General features: G+C 54.7%; 27 protein-coding genes. 4 read left to right on the top strand and 23 right to left on the bottom strand.

The features are described from left to right. Position 1: 1 nt before the first annotated feature. The 22 genes from BFW38_RS06460 to BFW38_RS18050 all read right to left on the bottom strand — a co-directional run bounded on the left by BFW38_RS06460 (position 2) and on the right by BFW38_RS18050 (position 16,770). Positions 2 to 325: a DUF1799 domain-containing protein gene (locus BFW38_RS06460; protein ID WP_068997653.1), complete on the bottom strand. Its 324-nt coding sequence runs from the start codon at positions 323 to 325 to the stop codon at positions 2 to 4. Between the two features lie 17 nt (positions 326 to 342). Beyond that, positions 343 to 666 carry a hypothetical protein gene (locus BFW38_RS06455; RefSeq protein ID WP_068997652.1) on the bottom strand — a complete coding sequence of 108 codons (324 nt, stop codon included), beginning with the start codon at positions 664 to 666 and terminating at the stop codon, positions 343 to 345. A gap of 77 nt (positions 667 to 743) precedes the next feature. Beyond that, positions 744 to 1,895, bottom strand: coding sequence for a phage tail tube protein (locus BFW38_RS06450; RefSeq protein WP_068997651.1), 1,152 nt, complete (start codon positions 1,893 to 1,895; stop codon positions 744 to 746). A 41-nt stretch (positions 1,896 to 1,936) separates the two neighbouring features. Beyond that, positions 1,937 to 2,365: a phage tail terminator protein gene (locus BFW38_RS06445; RefSeq protein ID WP_068997650.1), complete on the bottom strand. Its 429-nt coding sequence runs from the start codon at positions 2,363 to 2,365 to the stop codon at positions 1,937 to 1,939. 15 nt (positions 2,366 to 2,380) lie between these two features. After that, the gene (locus BFW38_RS06440; RefSeq protein ID WP_068997649.1) at positions 2,381 to 2,779 is read right to left on the bottom strand and encodes a gp436 family protein; all 399 of its coding nucleotides are present in this window, start codon (positions 2,777 to 2,779) and stop codon (positions 2,381 to 2,383) included. Further along, entirely contained in the window at positions 2,776 to 3,153 is a 378-nt protein-coding gene (locus BFW38_RS06435) for a hypothetical protein (protein WP_068997648.1), read from the bottom strand. The genes BFW38_RS06440 and BFW38_RS06435 overlap by 4 nt, the downstream gene beginning before the upstream one ends. A 42-nt stretch (positions 3,154 to 3,195) precedes the next feature. Further along, positions 3,196 to 4,104 carry a Mu-like prophage major head subunit gpT family protein gene (locus tag BFW38_RS06430; RefSeq protein ID WP_068997647.1) on the bottom strand — a complete coding sequence of 303 codons (909 nt, stop codon included), beginning with the start codon at positions 4,102 to 4,104 and terminating at the stop codon, positions 3,196 to 3,198. Positions 4,105 to 4,179: 75 nt separating this feature from the next. Then, positions 4,180 to 5,343, bottom strand: coding sequence for a phage protease (locus BFW38_RS06425; protein WP_084004496.1), 1,164 nt, complete (start codon positions 5,341 to 5,343; stop codon positions 4,180 to 4,182). Positions 5,344 to 5,554: 211 nt separating this feature from the next. Beyond that, positions 5,555 to 5,995: a phage virion morphogenesis protein gene (locus tag BFW38_RS06420; RefSeq protein ID WP_068997646.1), complete on the bottom strand. Its 441-nt coding sequence runs from the start codon at positions 5,993 to 5,995 to the stop codon at positions 5,555 to 5,557. Between the two features lie 121 nt (positions 5,996 to 6,116). Further along, positions 6,117 to 7,280, bottom strand: coding sequence for a phage head morphogenesis protein (locus BFW38_RS06415; RefSeq protein ID WP_068997645.1), 1,164 nt, complete (start codon positions 7,278 to 7,280; stop codon positions 6,117 to 6,119). Next, positions 7,277 to 8,878, bottom strand: coding sequence for a DUF935 domain-containing protein (locus tag BFW38_RS06410; protein ID WP_068997644.1), 1,602 nt, complete (start codon positions 8,876 to 8,878; stop codon positions 7,277 to 7,279). Before BFW38_RS06410 ends, BFW38_RS06415 begins: the two co-directional genes overlap by 4 nt. Positions 8,879 to 8,892: 14 nt before the next feature. Next, positions 8,893 to 10,542: a hypothetical protein gene (locus BFW38_RS06405; RefSeq protein ID WP_068997643.1), complete on the bottom strand. Its 1,650-nt coding sequence runs from the start codon at positions 10,540 to 10,542 to the stop codon at positions 8,893 to 8,895. Beyond that, positions 10,542 to 11,114 (bottom strand): phage protein Gp27 family protein, encoded by a 573-nt coding sequence (locus BFW38_RS06400; RefSeq protein ID WP_218186374.1) that lies wholly within the window; start codon positions 11,112 to 11,114, stop codon positions 10,542 to 10,544. The genes BFW38_RS06405 and BFW38_RS06400 overlap by 1 nt, the downstream gene beginning before the upstream one ends. 6 nt (positions 11,115 to 11,120) lie before the next feature. After that, on the bottom strand, positions 11,121 to 11,438 hold the full coding sequence (locus BFW38_RS06395; RefSeq protein WP_218186373.1) for a cytoplasmic protein: 318 nt from the start codon (positions 11,436 to 11,438) through the stop codon (positions 11,121 to 11,123). After that, the gene (locus tag BFW38_RS06390; RefSeq protein WP_068997642.1) at positions 11,428 to 11,796 is read right to left on the bottom strand and encodes a hypothetical protein; all 369 of its coding nucleotides are present in this window, start codon (positions 11,794 to 11,796) and stop codon (positions 11,428 to 11,430) included. The genes BFW38_RS06395 and BFW38_RS06390 overlap by 11 nt, the downstream gene beginning before the upstream one ends. Next, positions 11,793 to 12,347 (bottom strand): hypothetical protein, encoded by a 555-nt coding sequence (locus tag BFW38_RS06385; RefSeq protein ID WP_068997641.1) that lies wholly within the window; start codon positions 12,345 to 12,347, stop codon positions 11,793 to 11,795. Before BFW38_RS06385 ends, BFW38_RS06390 begins: the two co-directional genes overlap by 4 nt. Continuing rightward, complete coding sequence (locus tag BFW38_RS06380) at positions 12,332 to 12,940, bottom strand: transglycosylase SLT domain-containing protein (protein WP_068997640.1); 609 nt, start codon at positions 12,938 to 12,940, stop codon at positions 12,332 to 12,334. Before BFW38_RS06380 ends, BFW38_RS06385 begins: the two co-directional genes overlap by 16 nt. Before the next feature lies 1 nt (position 12,941). After that, on the bottom strand, positions 12,942 to 13,244 hold the full coding sequence (locus tag BFW38_RS06375; RefSeq protein WP_068997639.1) for a putative holin: 303 nt from the start codon (positions 13,242 to 13,244) through the stop codon (positions 12,942 to 12,944). Positions 13,245 to 13,310: 66 nt separating this feature from the next. Continuing rightward, positions 13,311 to 14,504, bottom strand: a complete 1,194-nt coding sequence (locus BFW38_RS06370; protein ID WP_068997638.1) for a hypothetical protein — start codon at positions 14,502 to 14,504, stop codon at positions 13,311 to 13,313. Further along, positions 14,479 to 15,504, bottom strand: coding sequence for a nucleoid-associated protein (locus BFW38_RS06365; protein ID WP_068997637.1), 1,026 nt, complete (start codon positions 15,502 to 15,504; stop codon positions 14,479 to 14,481). The genes BFW38_RS06370 and BFW38_RS06365 overlap by 26 nt, the downstream gene beginning before the upstream one ends. Positions 15,505 to 15,674: 170 nt before the next feature. Next, complete coding sequence (locus tag BFW38_RS06360) at positions 15,675 to 15,980, bottom strand: hypothetical protein (protein ID WP_218186372.1); 306 nt, start codon at positions 15,978 to 15,980, stop codon at positions 15,675 to 15,677. A gap of 211 nt (positions 15,981 to 16,191) precedes the next feature. Beyond that, positions 16,192 to 16,770 (bottom strand): helix-turn-helix domain-containing protein, encoded by a 579-nt coding sequence (locus BFW38_RS18050; RefSeq protein ID WP_068997636.1) that lies wholly within the window; start codon positions 16,768 to 16,770, stop codon positions 16,192 to 16,194. Positions 16,771 to 16,861: 91 nt separating this feature from the next. On the opposite strand from BFW38_RS18050, the gene BFW38_RS06350 reads away from it, so the two are divergent. Continuing rightward, positions 16,862 to 17,077 (top strand): DNA-binding protein, encoded by a 216-nt coding sequence (locus tag BFW38_RS06350; protein WP_245686087.1) that lies wholly within the window; start codon positions 16,862 to 16,864, stop codon positions 17,075 to 17,077. An 11-nt stretch (positions 17,078 to 17,088) separates the two neighbouring features. Then, positions 17,089 to 17,637: a Rha family transcriptional regulator gene (locus BFW38_RS06345; protein ID WP_068997635.1), complete on the top strand. Its 549-nt coding sequence runs from the start codon at positions 17,089 to 17,091 to the stop codon at positions 17,635 to 17,637. A gap of 183 nt (positions 17,638 to 17,820) precedes the next feature. Here BFW38_RS06345 and BFW38_RS06340 read toward each other — a convergent pair whose 3' ends face one another. Next, on the bottom strand, positions 17,821 to 18,144 hold the full coding sequence (locus BFW38_RS06340) for a hypothetical protein (RefSeq protein WP_068997634.1): 324 nt from the start codon (positions 18,142 to 18,144) through the stop codon (positions 17,821 to 17,823). A 122-nt stretch (positions 18,145 to 18,266) separates the two neighbouring features. On the opposite strand from BFW38_RS06340, the gene BFW38_RS06335 reads away from it, so the two are divergent. Next, on the top strand, positions 18,267 to 18,734 hold the full coding sequence (locus BFW38_RS06335) for a hypothetical protein (protein ID WP_068997633.1): 468 nt from the start codon (positions 18,267 to 18,269) through the stop codon (positions 18,732 to 18,734). 12 nt (positions 18,735 to 18,746) lie between these two features. Beyond that, positions 18,747 to 19,052, top strand: a complete 306-nt coding sequence (locus tag BFW38_RS06330; protein WP_068997632.1) for a helix-turn-helix domain-containing protein — start codon at positions 18,747 to 18,749, stop codon at positions 19,050 to 19,052.

Genomic DNA, 19,052 nt, shown 5'->3' with positions numbered 1-19,052 from the left:
CTCACTTTCGATTAATTTCTGCCAGAGCCCCACGCTCAATCAATTGGATCTGATCAAACAAGGCGGCTCGCTGCGCTTCGGGAATCGCCTGCAACTCAGTGACGGCAACGAGCTGGGTATAATCCAGACCGATGACACGCCCGGTGGGGGCATACCTCAATTGGTGACCGACACGACGCCACAACGCGCAAGCCTCCCAGCATTCAGGCAAAACCCACAAAACATCGGGCGCTTGGCGGCGAGCAGCTCGAATCTTGTGGGCGCTCTCTGCATTCACCAGCCCTTCCAGGTCAGCGTCATCCCAACGGGCAGGGCCGCCGCGCACCCACCAAGCCCCAATGTCTAAAAGGTTTTGCTGCGGTTCTTTTTTACAATCGAGTCGTTATAAGAGGCGATGAGTGCAGAAGAGGCCGCTGGGTCATTTTTCAGGGCATCCAGCAAGGCATCGCCGGTGAGCGGCTGGCCCGATTCATCAGCAACTTGGATGTCCTCGACATCCACAAGCACCAGGTCGAGCAATCGCGCATCACCGGACTCCCGCGCCTGGTCGTGCGGCAGCACTTTAAATGTCGCGGTAAACTTGCCGGTTTGCTCCCGACCATTTTCGTCGTATGTGGTCACTGCGACGGGCTGCTTATAAGTGCGGTGCGTATTTAAAACAAACATGATCATCCCCTGCGCTGTTAAGTTGTGGAGTTGTGAAATTATGAAGCTTTGAAGCTGCGAGTTTTCGGGGTGAAACCTCAGTGGAAAATCAGATAAAACTCATCATCCTTTGAGCCTGTCGCCTCAAAGGACAAGCCATAAACATCGGAACCGGCGCGGCTGTTATCACTGATCTCAGTCACCTTGGCGTAGTTGATCAACAGCGAGGTTTGAAAGCCCATTTCATTACCAAGGGTTGCTGAAATAGCGGCTTTTTCACCGCCTTCCCAGAGCGCAAACGGATTAAAGGCATCCAGTGTGACGGTTTCAGGGTCAATACTGCCGGTAGGCTTTCGATCAGCGATGCGATAGGTTTTTCGGCCGTTTGGGCTATTGATATCCGGCACGGCTTGAACATCGGCGGCAAGGTCGAATGACAGCTTCTCAATGGTGCCGATCTCGGCAGGGTAATCCGCCATCACCAGCCCCGCGCTTTCACCAATAGGGGGCTCGATGTCATCAAATTCAGCGGACGGAATCGCCACATTAGCCGGGGATTCATAGATGCCTTTCAGTGAAAACTGAACCGTGCAGTATTCGCCAGCGGTCCATTCAAATGACCATGTGCCACAGGTTCGCGTTGCAATACGGCGCTGGCCATCAAGATGGGCGTGCACTGTTGCTGTGCGATGCAGTGCTCGATCACTCTCGCAGCGATAAACCCATGCGTGCTGATATGTCCCCGCGATAGCGGTGCTGGCATCGGCAATCAACTCATCCGCATCGGCGGGGAGATTCTTAACATCACGCAACCACAGTAACCCCTCGCCATCGCTGCTCGGCACATAGCGCATCACAACGCCGACAACATCGCTGGTGGTGCTATTGGTTAACTCATCACCAAATTTAAACGGGGTCGAGACCCCTGACACCGACAGCATGAGACCAGGCTCGCGCACCATGCCGCAGGCCAATAATGCGGAATGCAATGGCGGCGGGTTGATTGCGCCAGATTCACCCAAGCCACCACCCTTCAGCTCAAGCGGTAATGTAATATCCCAATTTTTAGCCCCCACCCGGCTCCCTGATTTGGACATAGTGGGGCGAACGACATCGCGGTCTTTCGTGTCGCCCGCGGGCTTCATGGCAAATGCGCTTTGCACTTCCAGCGCCTGCATTTCGCCATCAATCGACCCGTCTGGATTTTCTAGGCCCAGCAACACCAGGCGGCGTTTTGAGTTGTTTTGCATCGTCGATACCTCTTTAACGGTCAGCGTTTAACGGTCAGCGTTTAACGGTAAGCACGGCGCTGAATGGCCGTGGTGTAACGATCAATCCACCAGATGGTCGATTTCTCCATCTTGATCAGATCACTCGGGGCCATCAAAATCGGCAATAAACTGTCGCTAGGCTGCCAGCCAAAAAGCTGCTCGCGCACAGCCTGCCGGGCGGCATCAAGCTGATCATTGCCTTGAGTGCCACGAGGATCGTTTACACTGCGCACCGCAATCACGACGCCAAACAGCAGATCCACTTTTTGCAGCGCCGGACCCACCAGCCGTTTGGTGCCTTCAGGTCGCTCTGCCAGTGGCACCACCCAGGCCGCAACCCCTACCTGGGGTGGCCGATCCATGACAGCGGCTAGTTCCAAAGCAGTCTCAACGCGATTCAAGTGCTCAGGCACCAGCGGCTGTAGGCGGGCCTCAATGACACTCAACATCAATAGCCCCCAGCATCAGATAAACCCCTTGGAGTTTTCGCGACTGAAGAGCAGCGGCTGACTGACCATCTCTGCCGTGTCGTTGCTTTCAGGCTCCTCTTCTACAGCCAGGCCTAGCGTGGCTTTCCCTTTGCTCAAAGCCTCCAGGTACTTGATGGCATCATCTCTACGGCGAATCACCGCCTCATCCGGGTAGCCATCAACGGCATAACGCACCAGGTCACGACTGACCCGCAATAACACCGGGGGCACGCTGGGCAGCGGCAGTGGATAACGGGCTGCAAGATAGCTGTCGATCAGGCTGGCGACATCGGCCAACACTTCGGCAACAATGTCAGGACGACCGGCCTCAAGCTGCTGTATCTCGCTTTCACCAAACCGTGCCACCAGGTCATTACGGGTGCAGTAAGTCATGACGATGACTCGCTGCGCTCAACCAGGTGCTGATCGAACGTGACCACGCCGTTGTCTTCATCTGAGAAAGTCGCTTCATCCGAGAAAGTCACTTCTTTCACTTTCAGCATGGGGTCCGACTGCAACGCCTGAATCTGCGACTCGGGCAAGCCATCTAAGGCAATCCCCTGACCCTCACGAGACCAATGAATGCCCGCGCGGTAACGCCCCTGCTCACTGACAGCTTCAATCCAAAGGCCACGAATTTCGGGCGGAGCTGTCGTCTTTTGATCGTCTTGCGCTTTAGCCTCGGCGGGCTGATCGCCGAGCACCTGATCTTCCGGTGCCTGGTCATCCTGAGGCTGATGAGTTGATGCACTTTTTCTTGCGGCCATGGACTTACCTCGACTCAATCTATTCGATTCCTGACTGACGACTTACAGGTAATCAGCAACCAGCAGCTCAAGACGACCCTTAAGCTCGTTTGATGAGTTGCTATCCAGTTCGCGCTCCAGCATGCGAGTCGCCTGCTTCTCCAGCGCCGGAGGCACCACCAAAATGCTGGGCTTAACTCCGAGTTTCTGCCCGCCATCGGCTTTACGCTCACGCATCGCGGTGATGCCCGCCCAAAGGTTGTCCGCATTCAACGGCTGACGACTCATGTGGGCCAGCTGCCAAAAGCTGAACCCCACATTGCGGCGGCAATCGACACCGAACCGGAACGTGTCCGTGGTGAAAACATGCTCGTCATCCAGCTTGGTCATCGAAATGAAGTTGGGCTTGCGACGGTTTTGCAGAATGATCGGCTTAATCGCGCGGGTGGTATCCAGCAGGAACCAGGCAGGGCCTGGGTCAGTGGCAGGCACATCGAGATTACTGATCAGCTCAGGCTCACCGGTACCATCGGCCTTGGGATAAACCGGGTGCTCGGTATCAAAGAAATTCTGGCCGTCATAGCAGGTCACGGTGTGACCGATACCCAGCAAGCCAAAGGCCAGCTCATCGGGCTGCAGGGCGGCCATAGTGCCCATCTCTTGCATCATCGGGGAGTAGATGCCGACTTCGTCATCTTCAATATCATCACGAGGCACCCCAACGGTTGACTCGTACTTTTTATTGGTGATGGTGTAGCCGTGGGCCTGCATATCATTGATGACCCGATCACCGATCCATTCGCGAAACCGGGGAAACTTACCGAGCCAGCCATAAGTGTTGGACTTGGTTGTCGAGTTGATGGGCGTGGCGATTTTTTCATGCTGGGACTGAGCAGCCTTGAGTGCAGCCTGGAATTCGCCCTTCCAGTTGGTGAACAGCGCTGTAACCAGTGCAGGGGTAACGATGGCCATGATCTTTCCTTCTCGCTAATCAAGGGGCGGGCAACCTTATAGGCGCCCAGAATGGCTTTTAATCCAGAGCCGCTTTTAATCCAGAGCAGCTTTTAACGCGGCGTACTCTTTCGGGGTTTTACCCGTCAGCTTTGCCGCTTCCAGCTCTTCCGGGGTCAGGCCGTCTTCTCCAGTTTTCGCCGGGGGCGCTTTATCTTGTGTCTGGGTGCTCTTCAGCGCCGCAAGGGGTGCCGCTTTAGCTAAATATGCTTTGAGTGCTGCCATATCTTTTTCACCTAGATCCTTGGCCCAGCCCTCCATTGACGGCAGCAGTCGACCGTCTTTCCGAGCATCAGTAATTAAGGATTCAAGCTCACTGGCATCGGCGCCTGCCTTGAGTACGGCCAACTGGCTTTGCAACTCGGTCAGCGCCGCAATCGGCACATATTGGGCGGGATCAGGCTTGGCTGAGGGATCAGAGGCTTTCAATGTGGCCACCTGGGTCGCCAGGGTGTCAGCGGTAGCCGCTTTGTCTTGCACCGTCTTCAATGCCGCCATGACATCGTCACGCTTAGGCATGTCTTCAGGCTTGGCATCATCTGCGACGTTAAAGCCCAGGGCTTTCAGCATCGCCTGCAAAGTAGGGTCCATGAGTTTCTCCGGGTGGCGGGTTGCAGGGGCGGGCAGATCACCCGCTTTCAGGCTGGCCAATGGATGTAAACCATCCAGGCCGGGGTCATTGGTCAGCGCGACAGAATGGAGCCAAAGCGGCTTACCGGTGGCCGACTCATAAGGGAAAACAGCAGACAGATACCGGTATTCTTTGTCGTCAATGAAGGCTTGGGCGCGTTTAGTCCAGCGCGGTTTGATCCAGAGGCCAGAGCCATCACGCCATTGCAGTTCGCTCGAATTGAACCAGCCTGCAGCGGGGGCCGGTTGGCCGTTCTTTTCGCTATTACGGGTTTGGTGTTCGTAGTCGACTGGGCGATCGTTGGCCAGACTGGCATTGCGAGCAATCAGCTCAGCCGCAGTGGTCGCATCCAAAAACCACTGGCCGCCAGGCACGTCATTCGGACGACCATCTTTGGCACTGAATCGGCCCGCAGGCAGCAGGTGATACCAGCCGTCTTGCGCGGTGGACAGCTCAAAACTAAGCACGGCGACCGGGTCGGCATCTTGCTGGCGCGTCAGTATGGCCAGGGGAGCGCCGGTGAACGCTTCTGCAAATGGGCTTTGAGTGCGCAGAGTTAAAGTTTTCATGCCGTCAGCATGGGCGCTGAGCGGCAGAGGGTCATTTAACGAGGGTTAAAACTTGCAAAAAGCAGGACTGTAGCAGCGAGCAGACTGACATCAATAAAATGGGGGCGATCGGCTTTATAAAGCCTTTACGGCGGCATCGGGCTTAAAATCCGTGCAAGCGTTGCGGTTTGGCCTTATCGGCGCTTAGAACGGCTTATTTTTAACCTGGCCTTCAACCGGCCAGCAAATCTTGTAGGATTTCGATGATTCTATCTCGATCATCGGCGCTGACACCGACAAATGTGCGCGCCGGAATATCGCCCCACAGGTGGGAAAACTCAGCTTTCTTACCGCCGAAGTGCATCATAGCGGCATACTCCAATGGGCTACCTACCTCAACGCCCTTGCGATCAACTTCATAGACAATCTGCCGGGCCAGTTGACGGCTTTCCCCTTCAAGCTGCCGGGCGTGGCCTTTGCGAAAGATGGTGACGTCTGACAGTTCAGCCCAGGGGTGGCCTTCGGGATCTTTCTTGTCACGAAAACGCTGCTGAGTTGAGACGACCAGCATTTCGCCGATGCTCTTGTAAGCGGGCTCCAGGTTGTCGCTGCGCTGTTGAGCTTCTTGCAACGCCTGAAGCACGGCATCATCGGTGACGTTGATCTCAATCATAGGGCTACCTATACTGAAGATACGGGCTCAGAAGACCAATATTCGCCTGGTGTGTCCAGCTCAGGCTGACAAGCCTGACTGATGAGGCATTCGGGGATGGCGAACCGGCGCTGAGCCCGCTTCACCGCACCCGCTCCATTTTCTGCCTAACTTCCCTTTCTGCCTTTTCATCACTGGTTTTAAACAGCGTTAAAAAGTAGTTTTTGCGACCATCGCCGGTACGCTTAAGGGCAGCACGATACAGCACTCCGGATAACGTCAGATAAACCAGCCGCTCATCACTGCCTGACTGGCGATAGACTTCCCCGTTATCCAGTAGTTGCTGTATTCGTCGATAATCTTGTAAATCTATTTCAGGGTGCTTGCTCAAATGCGCGGCCAGGCTGTCTTGCGACAAGAGCACCACCTGGGATTCAGCGTTCAGCACCTTCTGATCTTCCGGCTTGAGTACGGCCACAGGAAACTCACCCGCCAACTCGCCATTCCAAAAGCGCTGAAACACAGAGGCTGCGACCAAGCTTTCCACATTCTTGCGGGCCAAGGCGTTATCAAAGCCCTCAAGCCGGTTTTGTCTGGCAGCTATGGCCTTCTCTGCAGCGCTGGCACCGGGGGCATAATCCCAGCCGTATTGTAGCCCCTTGGGCACTTGCGTGACTTCGCCTGTTTCCGGGTGCACATGCTCCCAGGTTTCTTGCTGAGGGGCGGTGTCCGGGCCAGCTTTACCCAGGCGCTCTAGATCCCGTTCGCTCAAGGTTTCTATGCCACAGTTACACCCATAACCGTTTGGCGGATAGTGTGCTTTAAACCAGGGGTCACCGGCAGGCAGTACCAGTCCATGCCAAGCGCGGTGCTGCTGGCGAGGGTTTTCGACGGTGTTGTGCACGTAACGCCAGTAAGGGCGCAAACGCATGACATCCGGGTCGGTCATCTGCTGCCAACGGCCAGCCATATAGCTGGTGTCCATATTGGTCTTATAGATCATCCGGGTACGCCAGGCAGTGCCCTTTTGACTGTCTTCACCCTTCCAGCCGGTCCAACCCCGACGGGCGACGATCTCCCGAAACTCTTTACGAAAAGCGCCCAGGCTTTTGCCCTCGCTGATGGCCTTGTCCACGGCGCCGCGCAGGTCGGCCAACAGACCGGCTTTCATGGCACTAGCGACAACAAAGGCATGGTCATGCTCGCTGCGAACCAAGTCATCATAGCGGTTTGTCGGTAGATTGAGCTTCTGACGAAAGAAGCGGACCTGTTCGTTGAAAGGCTTATGAAACTGCCCGCGTATCATGGTTGAGCCTCATCATCTGCACTGGACCGCCCAGCAAGCTGGGCAGCGGCAAAGGCTTCACCCATTTTTTCCACCAGCTCGTCTTCAGGCAGGTGACTGTATTCTTCCAACAGTCGCTCCTGCACTTCTTCCAGACTCCAGCCTTCCGCTTCGGCTCTGGCCAGCAGTTGATCCAGATCCGCCACCCAGGCATCTACTAGGGGATGGGTGTGCTCGCCCAGCTGCTGGTGGGCGGCATCACTGTAGTAGCCGGGCTGGCCGGATTGCGGCGTCTGCTGTTTGAGCAATGCCCAGCCTGGCTGGCTTTTTAGCTGTGCGGGCTCAGGCTCACTCCTACGCAGCGGCTGCAACACCGCCTCGTCTTTTTGCGGCTGAGGGATGCGCAACTCGTCATGCAGCCAAGCGACAGGAATTTGTGCGCCACGATCGACCAAAGGCGCCAAGCCGCTGCTGAGGCGCTCTAGATCGGCCGCTTCAGTGGTATCAAACACCAGGCGTGGCAAACGGAGGTTACCGCTGAAGCTTTTGCAGTTCAGGGCGTAGAGCGGAAACACCAGATCACGCGTCAATGTCTGGGCCAGCTGCTTAAGGTCGGCATCGCGCAGCTCTTGACGCACTTCGTTATGAACGTTGCCCAGGGCGTTAGTGGAGCTTTTGCCATCCGCTTGACTGGTCAAAGTCCCCCCCAGAATCGCTTTGCTCTGGGTGCGCTCACACCAGCTCATCATCACTTCAAAGGGGTCACTGGCGCCTTTTGCGGCTTCTTTGAACTCAATATCCATGCCTTTGGGGATGATACCCCCAGCCTGACGACCAATGCTGAGCACGGCTTTTAAGAGGGTGGATTTTTCATGACTGCTGGCCCCGCTGGGGTAGCGGCCCAGCTTAATCGGCAGGCCGTAAACCTCCAGGAACTCAGCCAGGTCACGCAGGCTCAGGTTTTTGAATAGAAACGGCCATGCGAGCACTCGCACCAGGCCAGCACGCCCCAGATAACCGGATTTGGCCTTGTGAATATGGCTGATCCAAGTGAAGGGCTGCAGCGCTTCGCCTTCATAGCTTTGATCCCGCAATCGAAGCTGGTTGCGCTCTTCCGGGTGGGTCTGAAACCAGCTGGGGTCGCGGTAGTGGATTTCACGCGGAGCATGCAGGCCATACTGAAACTGCCACTCAATTTCTTGATTGGAAAAGCCTTTCAAGATGGCATCGGCCATATCCAGAATGACGCTATCCAGATCCAGCAGGTCCGTCAGAATTTCTTCCACCAAGCGAGCATCGGCAACTTCGGCGGCACTGGCATCCCGAGGCGGCTGGATAAACCAATCCGTGCCGATCAGGGCACTTTTACGCTTTTGCAATTCGCTGAAAACATGGGCATCTTTTTCTTCGATGTCTTCGGCCAGCTCGCACTGGGCGATCAAATTGCCTTGCTCAGCCTCCAGTAATACGCTGGCCAGCTTGGTCGGGGTCAGGCCACGGGTGGGATGATCAGCAAAATGCTTCTTCAAATGGCCCAAACGAGGGCTATCTGTCTGGGGTTCATTGAGGCTTTTTAGCGATAAATGACGCCCAAAAAAATCAACCAGTTTGTTCTTCATGGATTACCTCAAAATCAAAAGCAGCCGGTTTCAAAGTCGGGCACGTCGCGGTCTTCATCCAGGCCATTCCAGCGATCACTGCGGTCATCCGGCAAGGCTGTATATTCGATGCTGCTGCCTTCCATCCAGCTAGCCCGCACAGCCATGGCCAGCGCCACGGCAAAATCACCGTGGCGCTTGGCTTTGCTGTTGGATGAATTGAGATCCTGGGTGCGGCCTTTGTTGATCAGAGGGATGCCATCGACCAGTTGAATTTGCAGCAGGTCATCCAGAGTGGATTGGTGGCGCGGGATCTCCAGGTTAAAGGCCTCAAATTCGCCTTTCAGTTTGGGCATCCATTCTTGATACCAGGGGCGGTTCAAGTGGACCTCATCAACCATTTCGGTGCCCAGCTTTAGGCGTGCCTGTTCCGCTAAGTAACCGCCGTTGGCGGTAGCATCAAAGGCGCAGGCTTGCAGGCGTGGCAGGCGATCCAGAATGAAGAACATCACCTGCTCCTGCTGCTGGTAGGTCAGGTTCTTCAGCTCGACCACAAAGGGCGTGCGCTTGCGGAGCTGAGCATCAATGGTCAGCGGGGCAAAAATGGTTAAGTCGCCCCGGCGGGCAAAGTCTTCCCCGAAGACATGCCGATGCTCAGGACTCAGGGCTTCCAGCAGGGGTAGCAACTCCCGTAGGCACCAGTGGGCCACATCGGCCTCGCGCTGGTGAGGCGTCCACTCTTCAAAACCTTGCGGTGCTTCATAGCGCAGTATGGGGATGGAGCGATCGGCGACCATGGCCGCCTCAATCAACACCCGGCTAAGATATGAACCGCCGGATTTTTTGGGAACGCAGCCATATTCTTCATCGGCGCTTTCGGAGTTGGGGGCATTCTTGTAGAGATCATCCCGCCATTTCTGTTCAGCTTCAGGTGACCAGGTTTGACCGGTGACGTAGCAGATACGTTGATAGAGACCGTCGGCCAGGGCGTCATCCAGTGTGATGCGGTGAACACTGTAATCTTTGCGGCCTTCGCGAGCATCCTGGATGTAGTGGTTAAAGGGGTTATCCACGCCATTGTGAGTTGAGATTAGCCGGACCTTGTTGCCCCACATCGTCAACGCCAGCGCAGCTTTCAGCAGTTCTTCCAGGGATTCGTGAAAGGCGGCTTCATCAATCACAACATCGCCCTGCAAGCCGCGCAAGTTACTGGGCCGGGATGAGAGCGCCTGGATCTTCCGGCCCGACTTGGGGAAGCGAATCATGTAGGTGAGGATCTCCTCCTTTTTGCCCTCATCCCAAAAAGCTTGCTCATAGACATCGGCCTGAGCCATTTCATTAAAGGCCTTGGCAAACAGCGAGCAGGCCGCGATGTATTCCAACGCCATCTCTTGCTTGCTGCCCACGTAAAACGTATTGCAGCCACCCCGGTGTCTCGGCTTGGCCGCGTTGATCACGTTGCGACCCGCCTCAGCCCAGGTCAGCCCTGTGCGGCGGGATTTTTCCGCGATCATGATCTGACTGTCATCTTCAAACCAACGTTGCTGATAGGGCAGCAATACCGGTTGATTGGCAGCGACAGCTTCGCTGATATCTTCAGGCACATCGACCCCGTGCAACGCCATCTCGTCGGCGAGATCGATCTTGCGCGGCTTGTCCAGGGCTTTCATGGCGTTATCGGGCATCAGGCTTTCCCCAGCAATACATTGCGAATGCGGTCTTCAAGCTGCTCGCTCATACCGTCTTCACCACGCAGCTCCTCCAGCCGCTCCTCTTGCTCTGCCAGCAGCTCGGCCCGAGCCTTGGCTGCTGCCTCTTCCTGGTATTTTTTAAGCGTGACGCTGGATCGGGTCAGGGTGGCGATGTTCTTGGCCGCCTTGCTCAGCAAGCCCACACGCTTCTCTGCAGGCATTTCCTCATCACTGGCCTCTTGCAGCTCCATGATGGATTCAAACAGCTCCGACTGAATCATGGCGGTCAGCGCTTCTGATCGCGCATCTTCTCGATCCCCCGCATGCTCACGAATAATCTTGGCCGCTTCAGTGCTGGCTCTGATCGCAGCTAAACGACGATCCAGCTTTTGTCCGTAGCGGTGCACCGCAGACCGGCTGGGCAGATCATCGGCGTGCTCGGGAAAACGCTCACGCAAATCATGAATCAGCTCATCCAGCGTCATCTGGCCTTCGGCTATACGCTGCTCAATATGCTGACGCACCTCATCAGGCAAGCGGCTAATGCTGCTGCGTTTTGAGATCATCGTGAATCACCAGTACTTCGACGGACGAGCAATACCCGGCTCGCAATCGATCGTGTATTCCGCGATATCGGTGCCATAGCGCGTCAAATCGGCTCGCCAGCGGCCAGTCGGCGCTTTGTCGATATCAACAAGCCCGCGATCCGACAAGTAGTCCAGCGCTCGCCTGAGCTCAAGTTGAGTGGCGTCAGGATATTCGCTTTGCGCCACTGTCAGTACCAAGTGCTCTGCAGCGCCGAGCGGCCGGGCATTGTTCAGTGTCAGCAGGATCAACCAACGAAGTCCCTCGCGCCGAGCCTTTTGCATATCAAACTCACTAACGCTCATAACGCCCCTCCATTTGTTCGCGTAGCTGGGCGTTTTCTAGCTTTAACGCCAAGCTATCCAGCTTGTTTTCGATAATGCTTTGACCGCGTATGTAGTCTTCGCGGCGCACATAGCTGTTGGGTAGATCGATCTTGAGCTCCATCAGATCGCGCTCAACTTGCTTGAGCTGAGCGGCCTCATCTTTGCGTCCCTGATCGAGCGCGGCCAATTGGCCATCAAACCCTTCAAAACGCTGATCCAGATGCCGCTGTAGCTGCGCCAAGAGCACACGGCCAAAGGCTCCGGCAGCGACACATGCGGACCCCAGCAGCGATAACAGCAACAACAGCAAGTGCCAGAACTCCACTTGTAGCGTCATGGCGCCTCCCGGTGTGCGCGAATCTGGTGCGCGCGAATCAATCGTTGCAATGCGGTCAATTGCTGGACGGCGCTGCGACACCAGTGCCCATATCGCTGGGCGTGCTGCAGCAAGGTGGCAGCGCTGGCGGCGGCAGCGGTGTCTGCATCATGACTTCCGGCACGATCAGCGGTGTCGACGACGGGCAAACCAAGGGCGGCGCTGTAGTGCTGCACCCAGCGAGCACCGAAGCGACAATCAGGCTGATCGATAAGCGCATCATTCAGCTGCTCCTGCAGTTGTTCGATTTGATGATTGAGTTGACGTGTTTGCGCTAAATACTGGCGCTCTGCAGAAGCGCTGCGAGCCGCTGCCGCCATTTGCAGCTGCAGCTGCTGTTGAGATTGCCGATGCTGCATGGCTGCCAGCTGAGCGGCGGACTCAGCCTGAGCGGCCTGGTAGCCGCGCTCCCACGCGGCCTCACGCTCTTGACCCAAGTAGTAATAGGCGGCGGCCAACATCAACAGCGCAACAGGCACCGCAAACACGGTGGCCTTTAATCCGAGCTGCATAACCGCGCCCCCCAGCCCGCATTGGCGTATAGCATCGCCCAGCGCCCTAAGATCAAACGGGGGTAGCGGCGGTTTTCAATAAAGGCTGGCGATGAACGTCCGGCGTTATACAGCTCAACACCCTCAAACCAGCGATCGGTACGCACACGATGCTGCGCAGCCACCCGCTGATCGCGGCGCAACCAGCCGATGCCACCGTTATACGCTGACAATGCCAGCGCCCACTGATGACATGGCGTAACGCCTTCAAGGCGATCAGTCAGCCACTGCATATACAGCACCATGGCATGAATCGACCAGCGCGGATCAAACGGGCGGGGACTACTGAGCTCAGGCGCGATCTCTGGCATCCAGCGCGCCGTGGCAGGCATAAACTGCGCTAGACCCTGCGCCCCAGCGGGCGACACAGCTTCCACATGCCAACGGCTTTCTTGATGGATCTGAGCAGCCAGCTCCGGCACGGGAGCCGTCAAGCCGAAGGCAAACTGTGCCTGACGCGTTAAGTCGCGCTGATAGCGCCACGCCTCAGCCGGAATCTCTGCCCAAGCGACAGCATGAAACGCCCAGACCAGCACGATCAGCAGGCCTCTCATATCAAAGCCCCAGCGTTAAGCCCAGCACGCAGGCGGCGACCACAAGCGCCCGCCGAATACCAGCCAAGACCGCCAGCTCAGCGTTCGGCAATTCATGAGGGCGCTGCAGTGGAAATAAGGCACGATCCAGCCAGTAGGCCAGCACCACGCCCAGCGTGACCAAGCTCAGCTTATACAGCACAACGGAGATTTGATGGGGGGCTAGAACGGCCACAACAGCAAGCAACACCGCCGTGAACAGCGCCCAGCCGGTTAATCGGGGCAAGCGCTTTACCGCATCACGCAAACGAGCAAAAAATGACATCGCAGCATCCTCAAAACTCAGTAATCAATGAGCGTTGAGAATGCCCAGAACCAGACGGGGGGTCATTTAACGAGGGTTAAAATCAAAACACTCTGATAAGGAGGACAGCCAGCTCAAAACCGCGTTAAACCGATAGCCTGAGTGCCAGACCAGTAAAAAAGTTGCCAAAAGCATGGATGAAATGACCAGAGCGAACACTACGAAGAGAAGCCTTTGCTGGTGCTTATATCGGGTATCCAGCTCATAGTAACTTTCCTCAAACTGAGCCGCTACCTGACTATGCTCACCTTTAATCAAGCGCCACTGATGATCTATCTCTGTCTTGACGGCCTTCAACGTGTTTTTCTGATTTCTGATCAGCAACCACATTAGCGTCGCAAAAACGACAGCCCCGAGCCAAATAAGCACATTGGCAAAAGTCAGACCATTACCGGGCTTCATCTGCCCACCTACCAGTACCAGGGCGACGGGAATTGCTAATAGTTGATTTTGAATGTCAGAGAAAACTTTATTCAAACGAGTCATGAACTCTAGCTTTTCTCTTTCAACCTCAGCTTTCACTTTCTGGAACGAAAACTCTGACACATAAAGCTGATAGCTGGCTTCGGCTTGATGAGCAAAGTCTTCAAATTTGGACGCTACATCCTTAAGGGAAGCTTGAGCCCGGCCTTCAAAGAGTGAAAACAAGACGGTGCGCAATATTGTCTTTTTTTGATCTACATGCGTTTCGGTGTTGATGAAGCTATCATTAAAAGAACTTAGGCCCTTCAGGTCTACGAGATCTTCTTCACCATAATCAGATGTTACTTCCAGCTTTTTAGCTCCCAGAAAGACCAAGACCTTCTCACCAGCCAATGAGCGCTGATCATCAGCAACTTTGGCTAAGGCCTGAAACAGTTGAGCAATCGCTATGTAGCGCACAATTTTGCTTGGCGCCTCAGTAGCGCCCTCTTTGTAATAAAAGTCGTGATCGACGACATAGAAAGAATGCGGAACCGACACTCTTCGTTCGGGTGCCTTCAAGAGGTCAGCGATTGAGCCATAAAAGCGAGGCGGTGGGCTAAATTCGATATATTTTGTTTGCTGGTCATCACGAAGCCCCCTCATCTGATGCTCTTCAAGCCAATCAATCACTTCATCAAATGCAATATCGTCAGGTAGCGTTCCGGCCCGATAGTTTCTGTCACCTTCGAGCGGCTGAGACTGTAGCTTTTTGTGCAAGCATACAGCGAAATCAAGCTTGTTCGTCGGAAACGTCATCGCCTTTGGCCTGTTTTATATCCTGAATGATACGAGAGGAGGGATTGCTAATAATAAGTTTTTCTAAACTTTCATCGTAATCAACATGCCCATCAATTACATCCTGTATGTCAAAGGCAACCGAAACGCTGCCAAATTTGCCGCTGACTCGTTTAAACCTGTTGTAAGTACTTGCATGCGGCTCAAAGGTCTCACCGACCTGATATTCCCGTTCCTTCACAAACCGAACGAAAGACTCCGGCTCTTGATCATTAATTAACGCTGATAGGGCATGAAGGTTTGCTGGCTCCCCGCTTTGCCGCTTCTCATTGAAGTACTCGTAAGCAGCTCGCCGAATTTTTTGTGCGCTTTCTGGATCTAGCTTTCGGTCAGCGCAATACGCCACAATAGCGTCCACTGCTTGCTTAGTATGGCTTTTTGAGTCGGTGTAGTCTGTGCAGCCTAAAGCAAGCCGAAAATACTGCGTCACATCTTTCTTCTTGCTGTTTTTGATAAACGATAAATACGGCTGCTCATTGCTTTGCCATTTGGCTAGATCAACTCTTGCCGCCTCATGCAAATGACTAATATCAAAAGCCAGACTCTCATTGAGCTCAAGGGTTTCCTGATCGATTCCCGTGCCTGCTTTAAGCTTCAGGAGCACAATCAAAACCCAGTCAGCCCCTCTATTGCGATACCGGAGAAAGCACACATAATTGCTTGATGCCGTCGATTTCATGCGCGATTTAATGAGCCTGCATGCAGCTTTAGAAAAGTCGACCAAATCTAGCTGGTCGCTATAGTACTCTTCCAGCCGCGCCGGGAAAGGATGAGTGTTTGTGTCTGGATCAAACATCCCGTAATTGTTTTGCAGCTTCCCGTAAACCTTGAGCACTTCATCTGCGAGCATTTGCACTCGCCCATCGATTTTATGAGGGGTGTCGCGAAACTTCTCGCTAATCTCAGAGCCCTCAGATGACTCTTTTAGCAGTCCCTGGATGATAACTTCTTTTATATCCATATTTGCGCCTTGATTATCAGCATCAGATCATTCTGACTCGTCTTTTCTTTTTGTCACTCTTGGCTTTGCGGGCTGGTTATAGCACTCAATGCTCCACCAGCATCTCATCAAACCTAGTGATCTCGGCCTGTCGGGTTGAGTCGCTCAGTTAAGCAAGCCCGGTATGCCGGTCACTTGTCCTTTCCTTGACTCATCAACGCCTTGAACTCTTCAATCCCACGGTTATGTTTTCGGGTGGCGCTATCCCCAATAATCATACCGAGCACCCAGCAAATAGCAGGGCCCACTAGGGTAACGGCTGTAACGAAAGCGATTACCCCTAAAATGATCGCCGCTGGCCAGGAGGCGTAGAGCAAACCCAGAGGGCCAAACAGAAAGGTTAGGACAAAAGACGTCGTGCGAGATTTTTGATTAAGCATCAGCGTGCACTCCTTGCTTTGGTACTGGTTGTCGGTTGCCACCCAGGCGGCAGTCATTTTTAAAGCTATGGGCTTGAATCGATCGCACAATGCGCGACACGCTTTAAGCCTTATGCGGCTAACCGAATTATCTGAATTTTTTTATAACGAGGTTAATGGTGAGGTGAATCTCAATAGCGCCGCTCTTTTCAATGTAGTTTTCAATGTAGTGGCCACCCGCTACTCGATTGTGATGCCCTGTAATCATCATACTGCCTCCCTTTTCTCGCTACTTCTCATGATAATCCTTGCCTGCGACCCGGTTGCCCGAGCCCGAGACCGATATTGAGGTCTCTTTACGGGCATCACCTTCAGTGCTGACACCGCTTTTGGCGAATACGCTAGCCGTTGAACGCAGGGCTTTTTTGCCTTCTGGCGTGCTTTGCCGATAGTGCGCCACCAACTGCTGCTCATCTGCCGATAGCACGTTCAGCGCCTCCATCACCAGATCAGTGTTACCGATCTCTAGCCCTGTCAGCAGCATCTGCACGCGCGTCTGGGCTTCGGTATCCAGCCCTGTGAGCCGGGCCTTCTGCGTGGCATTGGCGACCGCATCGAGCCGGCGTTCTAGCTCCTGCTCGCCGTCAGACCGGAACATCGGGCCTTCACCGGTGGCCAGCCACTCCGCACGCACGTTGAGCTTACGGATCAGCGCTTCGCCTTCCTCACGCGTCAGGTTCCCTGCTCGGCCTCTAGTCAGGTTTTTTACGCGATCAACACTGACACCCATGATCTCAGCCAAGCCTTTTTGCTTGCACCCGACAGCCATCATTAAATCCTTCAGCTGTGCCGAAAGTACCCCAGACATAAAAATATCCTTGACTAGGAGTACTGAGTACCCCTATAGTTAATTCAACAAACGCCAAACATCTTTAACACACCATGAGGCATAGCAACCCATGACTAAGCGCAAAGCACTGACCCCCGATGAAGTGAAGGCCCGTCTTCAGGACCAAGGCATCACCATCACTCAATGGGCCGCAGACCATGGCTACACCCGCAACGCAGTCTATCGCGTTTTGAACGGCTTCGATAAAGCCAAATACGGGAAGGCTCACGAAATCGCCGTCAAGCTGGGGCTGAAATCAGCCGCCAGATCCACGCATGCCGCTTAAGGAGCCGCGCCATGAGCCAGATAGCCCTGAACCTACCGAACCCCTTGGCCGCCCGTGAGAGCCTGTTTCTCTCCACCAATGGCGAAGCCTTTACCACCAGCCGCGCTGTTGCTGAACGCTTTGGCAAGCGGCATACCGAAGTGCTGCGCGGCATTAAAAAACTCTTGGCTGACAGCCCAGACCCTGAGTTTAACCGACGCAATTTTGCGTCCGTTAACTACCGTGACAGCAAGGGCGAACCTCGCCCTGAATACCACATGACTCATGATGGCTTTGCCTTTCTTGCCATGCGCTTTACCGGCAAAGAAGCCATGGCTTGGCAGATTGCCTTTATTCAAGCCTTCAATGCCCTGGAGTCCGAGCTGCGTGCCAAAGAAGCCCGTTATGCCCAGGCACTGGATCAGATTCGCCCGGCGTTGCGCCCGATCGTTGAGGGCACCGAGCAAGGCCAGAACCGCGCCGATATTGCCGGGCCGCTGGGCAAATCCGTGCACTCTGTAACTTACCATCGCCGCCAGGCCCGCAAGCTCGGCCTGCTGATGCAACCCCACGCCGCCTAAACCAGGAGAACATCATGTCCAACTGCAAACCACTCACCCGTGAAGAAGCCCGCAAGATCGTTGATGCCCTGCGTGACGAGGGCACCCGCCGTAACGGCAAACGCCTGCTCTCGATTACAGCTGCCGTGTCACTTCTACGGCAGCTTGATGATGACGAACCCCGTGACGCACTGGGCTTTAAAATTAACGACGGAGCTCTAGGTCAAGGTCCAGTCCATACCGCTCGTAAAGCAGCGAGTACAACCGGCCCTGGCGAGCATGAGACAGCCTGTCAGCCATGTCCTGCATCATGTCCTTTGCATAAGGCTCTATCGGCAATCCGTCCCAGTGTTTGCTCTTCATGCGCTGCTCAACCTTCTCGGAGTCCAGACCGTGACGCACCTCAAGCTCCGCCATCAAATGCATCACAACCTGTGTCAGAGCTTGTATCTGGCCTTCAGCTCTTAACCAGCGAGATTCAAGAGCTTCGTCAGGCTCTTGCTGCTGCTTTTCATGTTCATCGTTCATAGCTTTGCCCTTCGCTTTGTGAATGTACCGCAAAGCTTAGGGAAGTTGAAACGCTATTGCCCAGAGGCAAAGAAGACTTTTTTTTGGATCACCCGTTAGCCCCATAGATAGAGAGGGTTCCAATGTCCCGAAGAAGCTGGAAGCACTACCAACCCAACAGCCTAAGAGATGCCCTGGAAGGTTGTAAGGATTTCGCTCGGGATCGCCAAAACAAGAGCGTGGAGCGTATTGCCGCTGAAATGGGACTGGCTGACCACTGGGTGCTTTATAAGTGGCTGCAAAACGGGCGCATGCCCACCAGCCTTTTGATTGCTTACGAAAAAACATGCGGCATCAATCTGGTGAGCCGTTGGTTAAGCGCGAGTAGCGGCAAGCTGCTGATTGATATGCCCACTGGGCGTCAGGGGCAGGCCAGAGATATCCAGGCACTGCAAAATCAGCTGCATCAGGTGACCGGGTTGTTAATGGATTTCTATGAAAGCAAGACCAGCGCCGAACGCACGCTGGAAGGTATACACAACGCGATGCAAAGCCTGGCCTGGCATCGCGGCAATGTGCAGCAGCACCGGCAACCCCAGCTTGAGCTTTAAGAGAGCAGACCCATGAGCACAACACGAATCAGCAGCAGCGGCCTGAAAGTGCTGCGCGTACTGAAAGCCCTAAAGGGGCACAGTTTGAGCGGATTAAGTAATAGCGATCTGGCCAAGGCGTTAAATGAAAGCCCAGCCACGATTAACCGTTGTTGCAACACGCTGATCGCCGAAGGTCTGGCCATTCAATTAGAGACGGGGCGCTATGCCCTCAGTGTGGCGGCTTTACAGATCGCACAGGCCCATTCAACTGAAATGGCCCGCGCCAGCCACCGAATTGATGAGCTCACTCAGCGCGTTGCCGCTGGATTCCAATAA

Source organism: Terasakiispira papahanaumokuakeensis, assembly GCF_001709345.1.
Taxonomy (GTDB): domain Bacteria; phylum Pseudomonadota; class Gammaproteobacteria; order Pseudomonadales; family Halomonadaceae; genus Terasakiispira; species Terasakiispira papahanaumokuakeensis.
The sequence above is the reverse complement of the archived record's forward strand: the minus strand, read 5'-3'. Positions and strand labels throughout refer to the sequence as shown.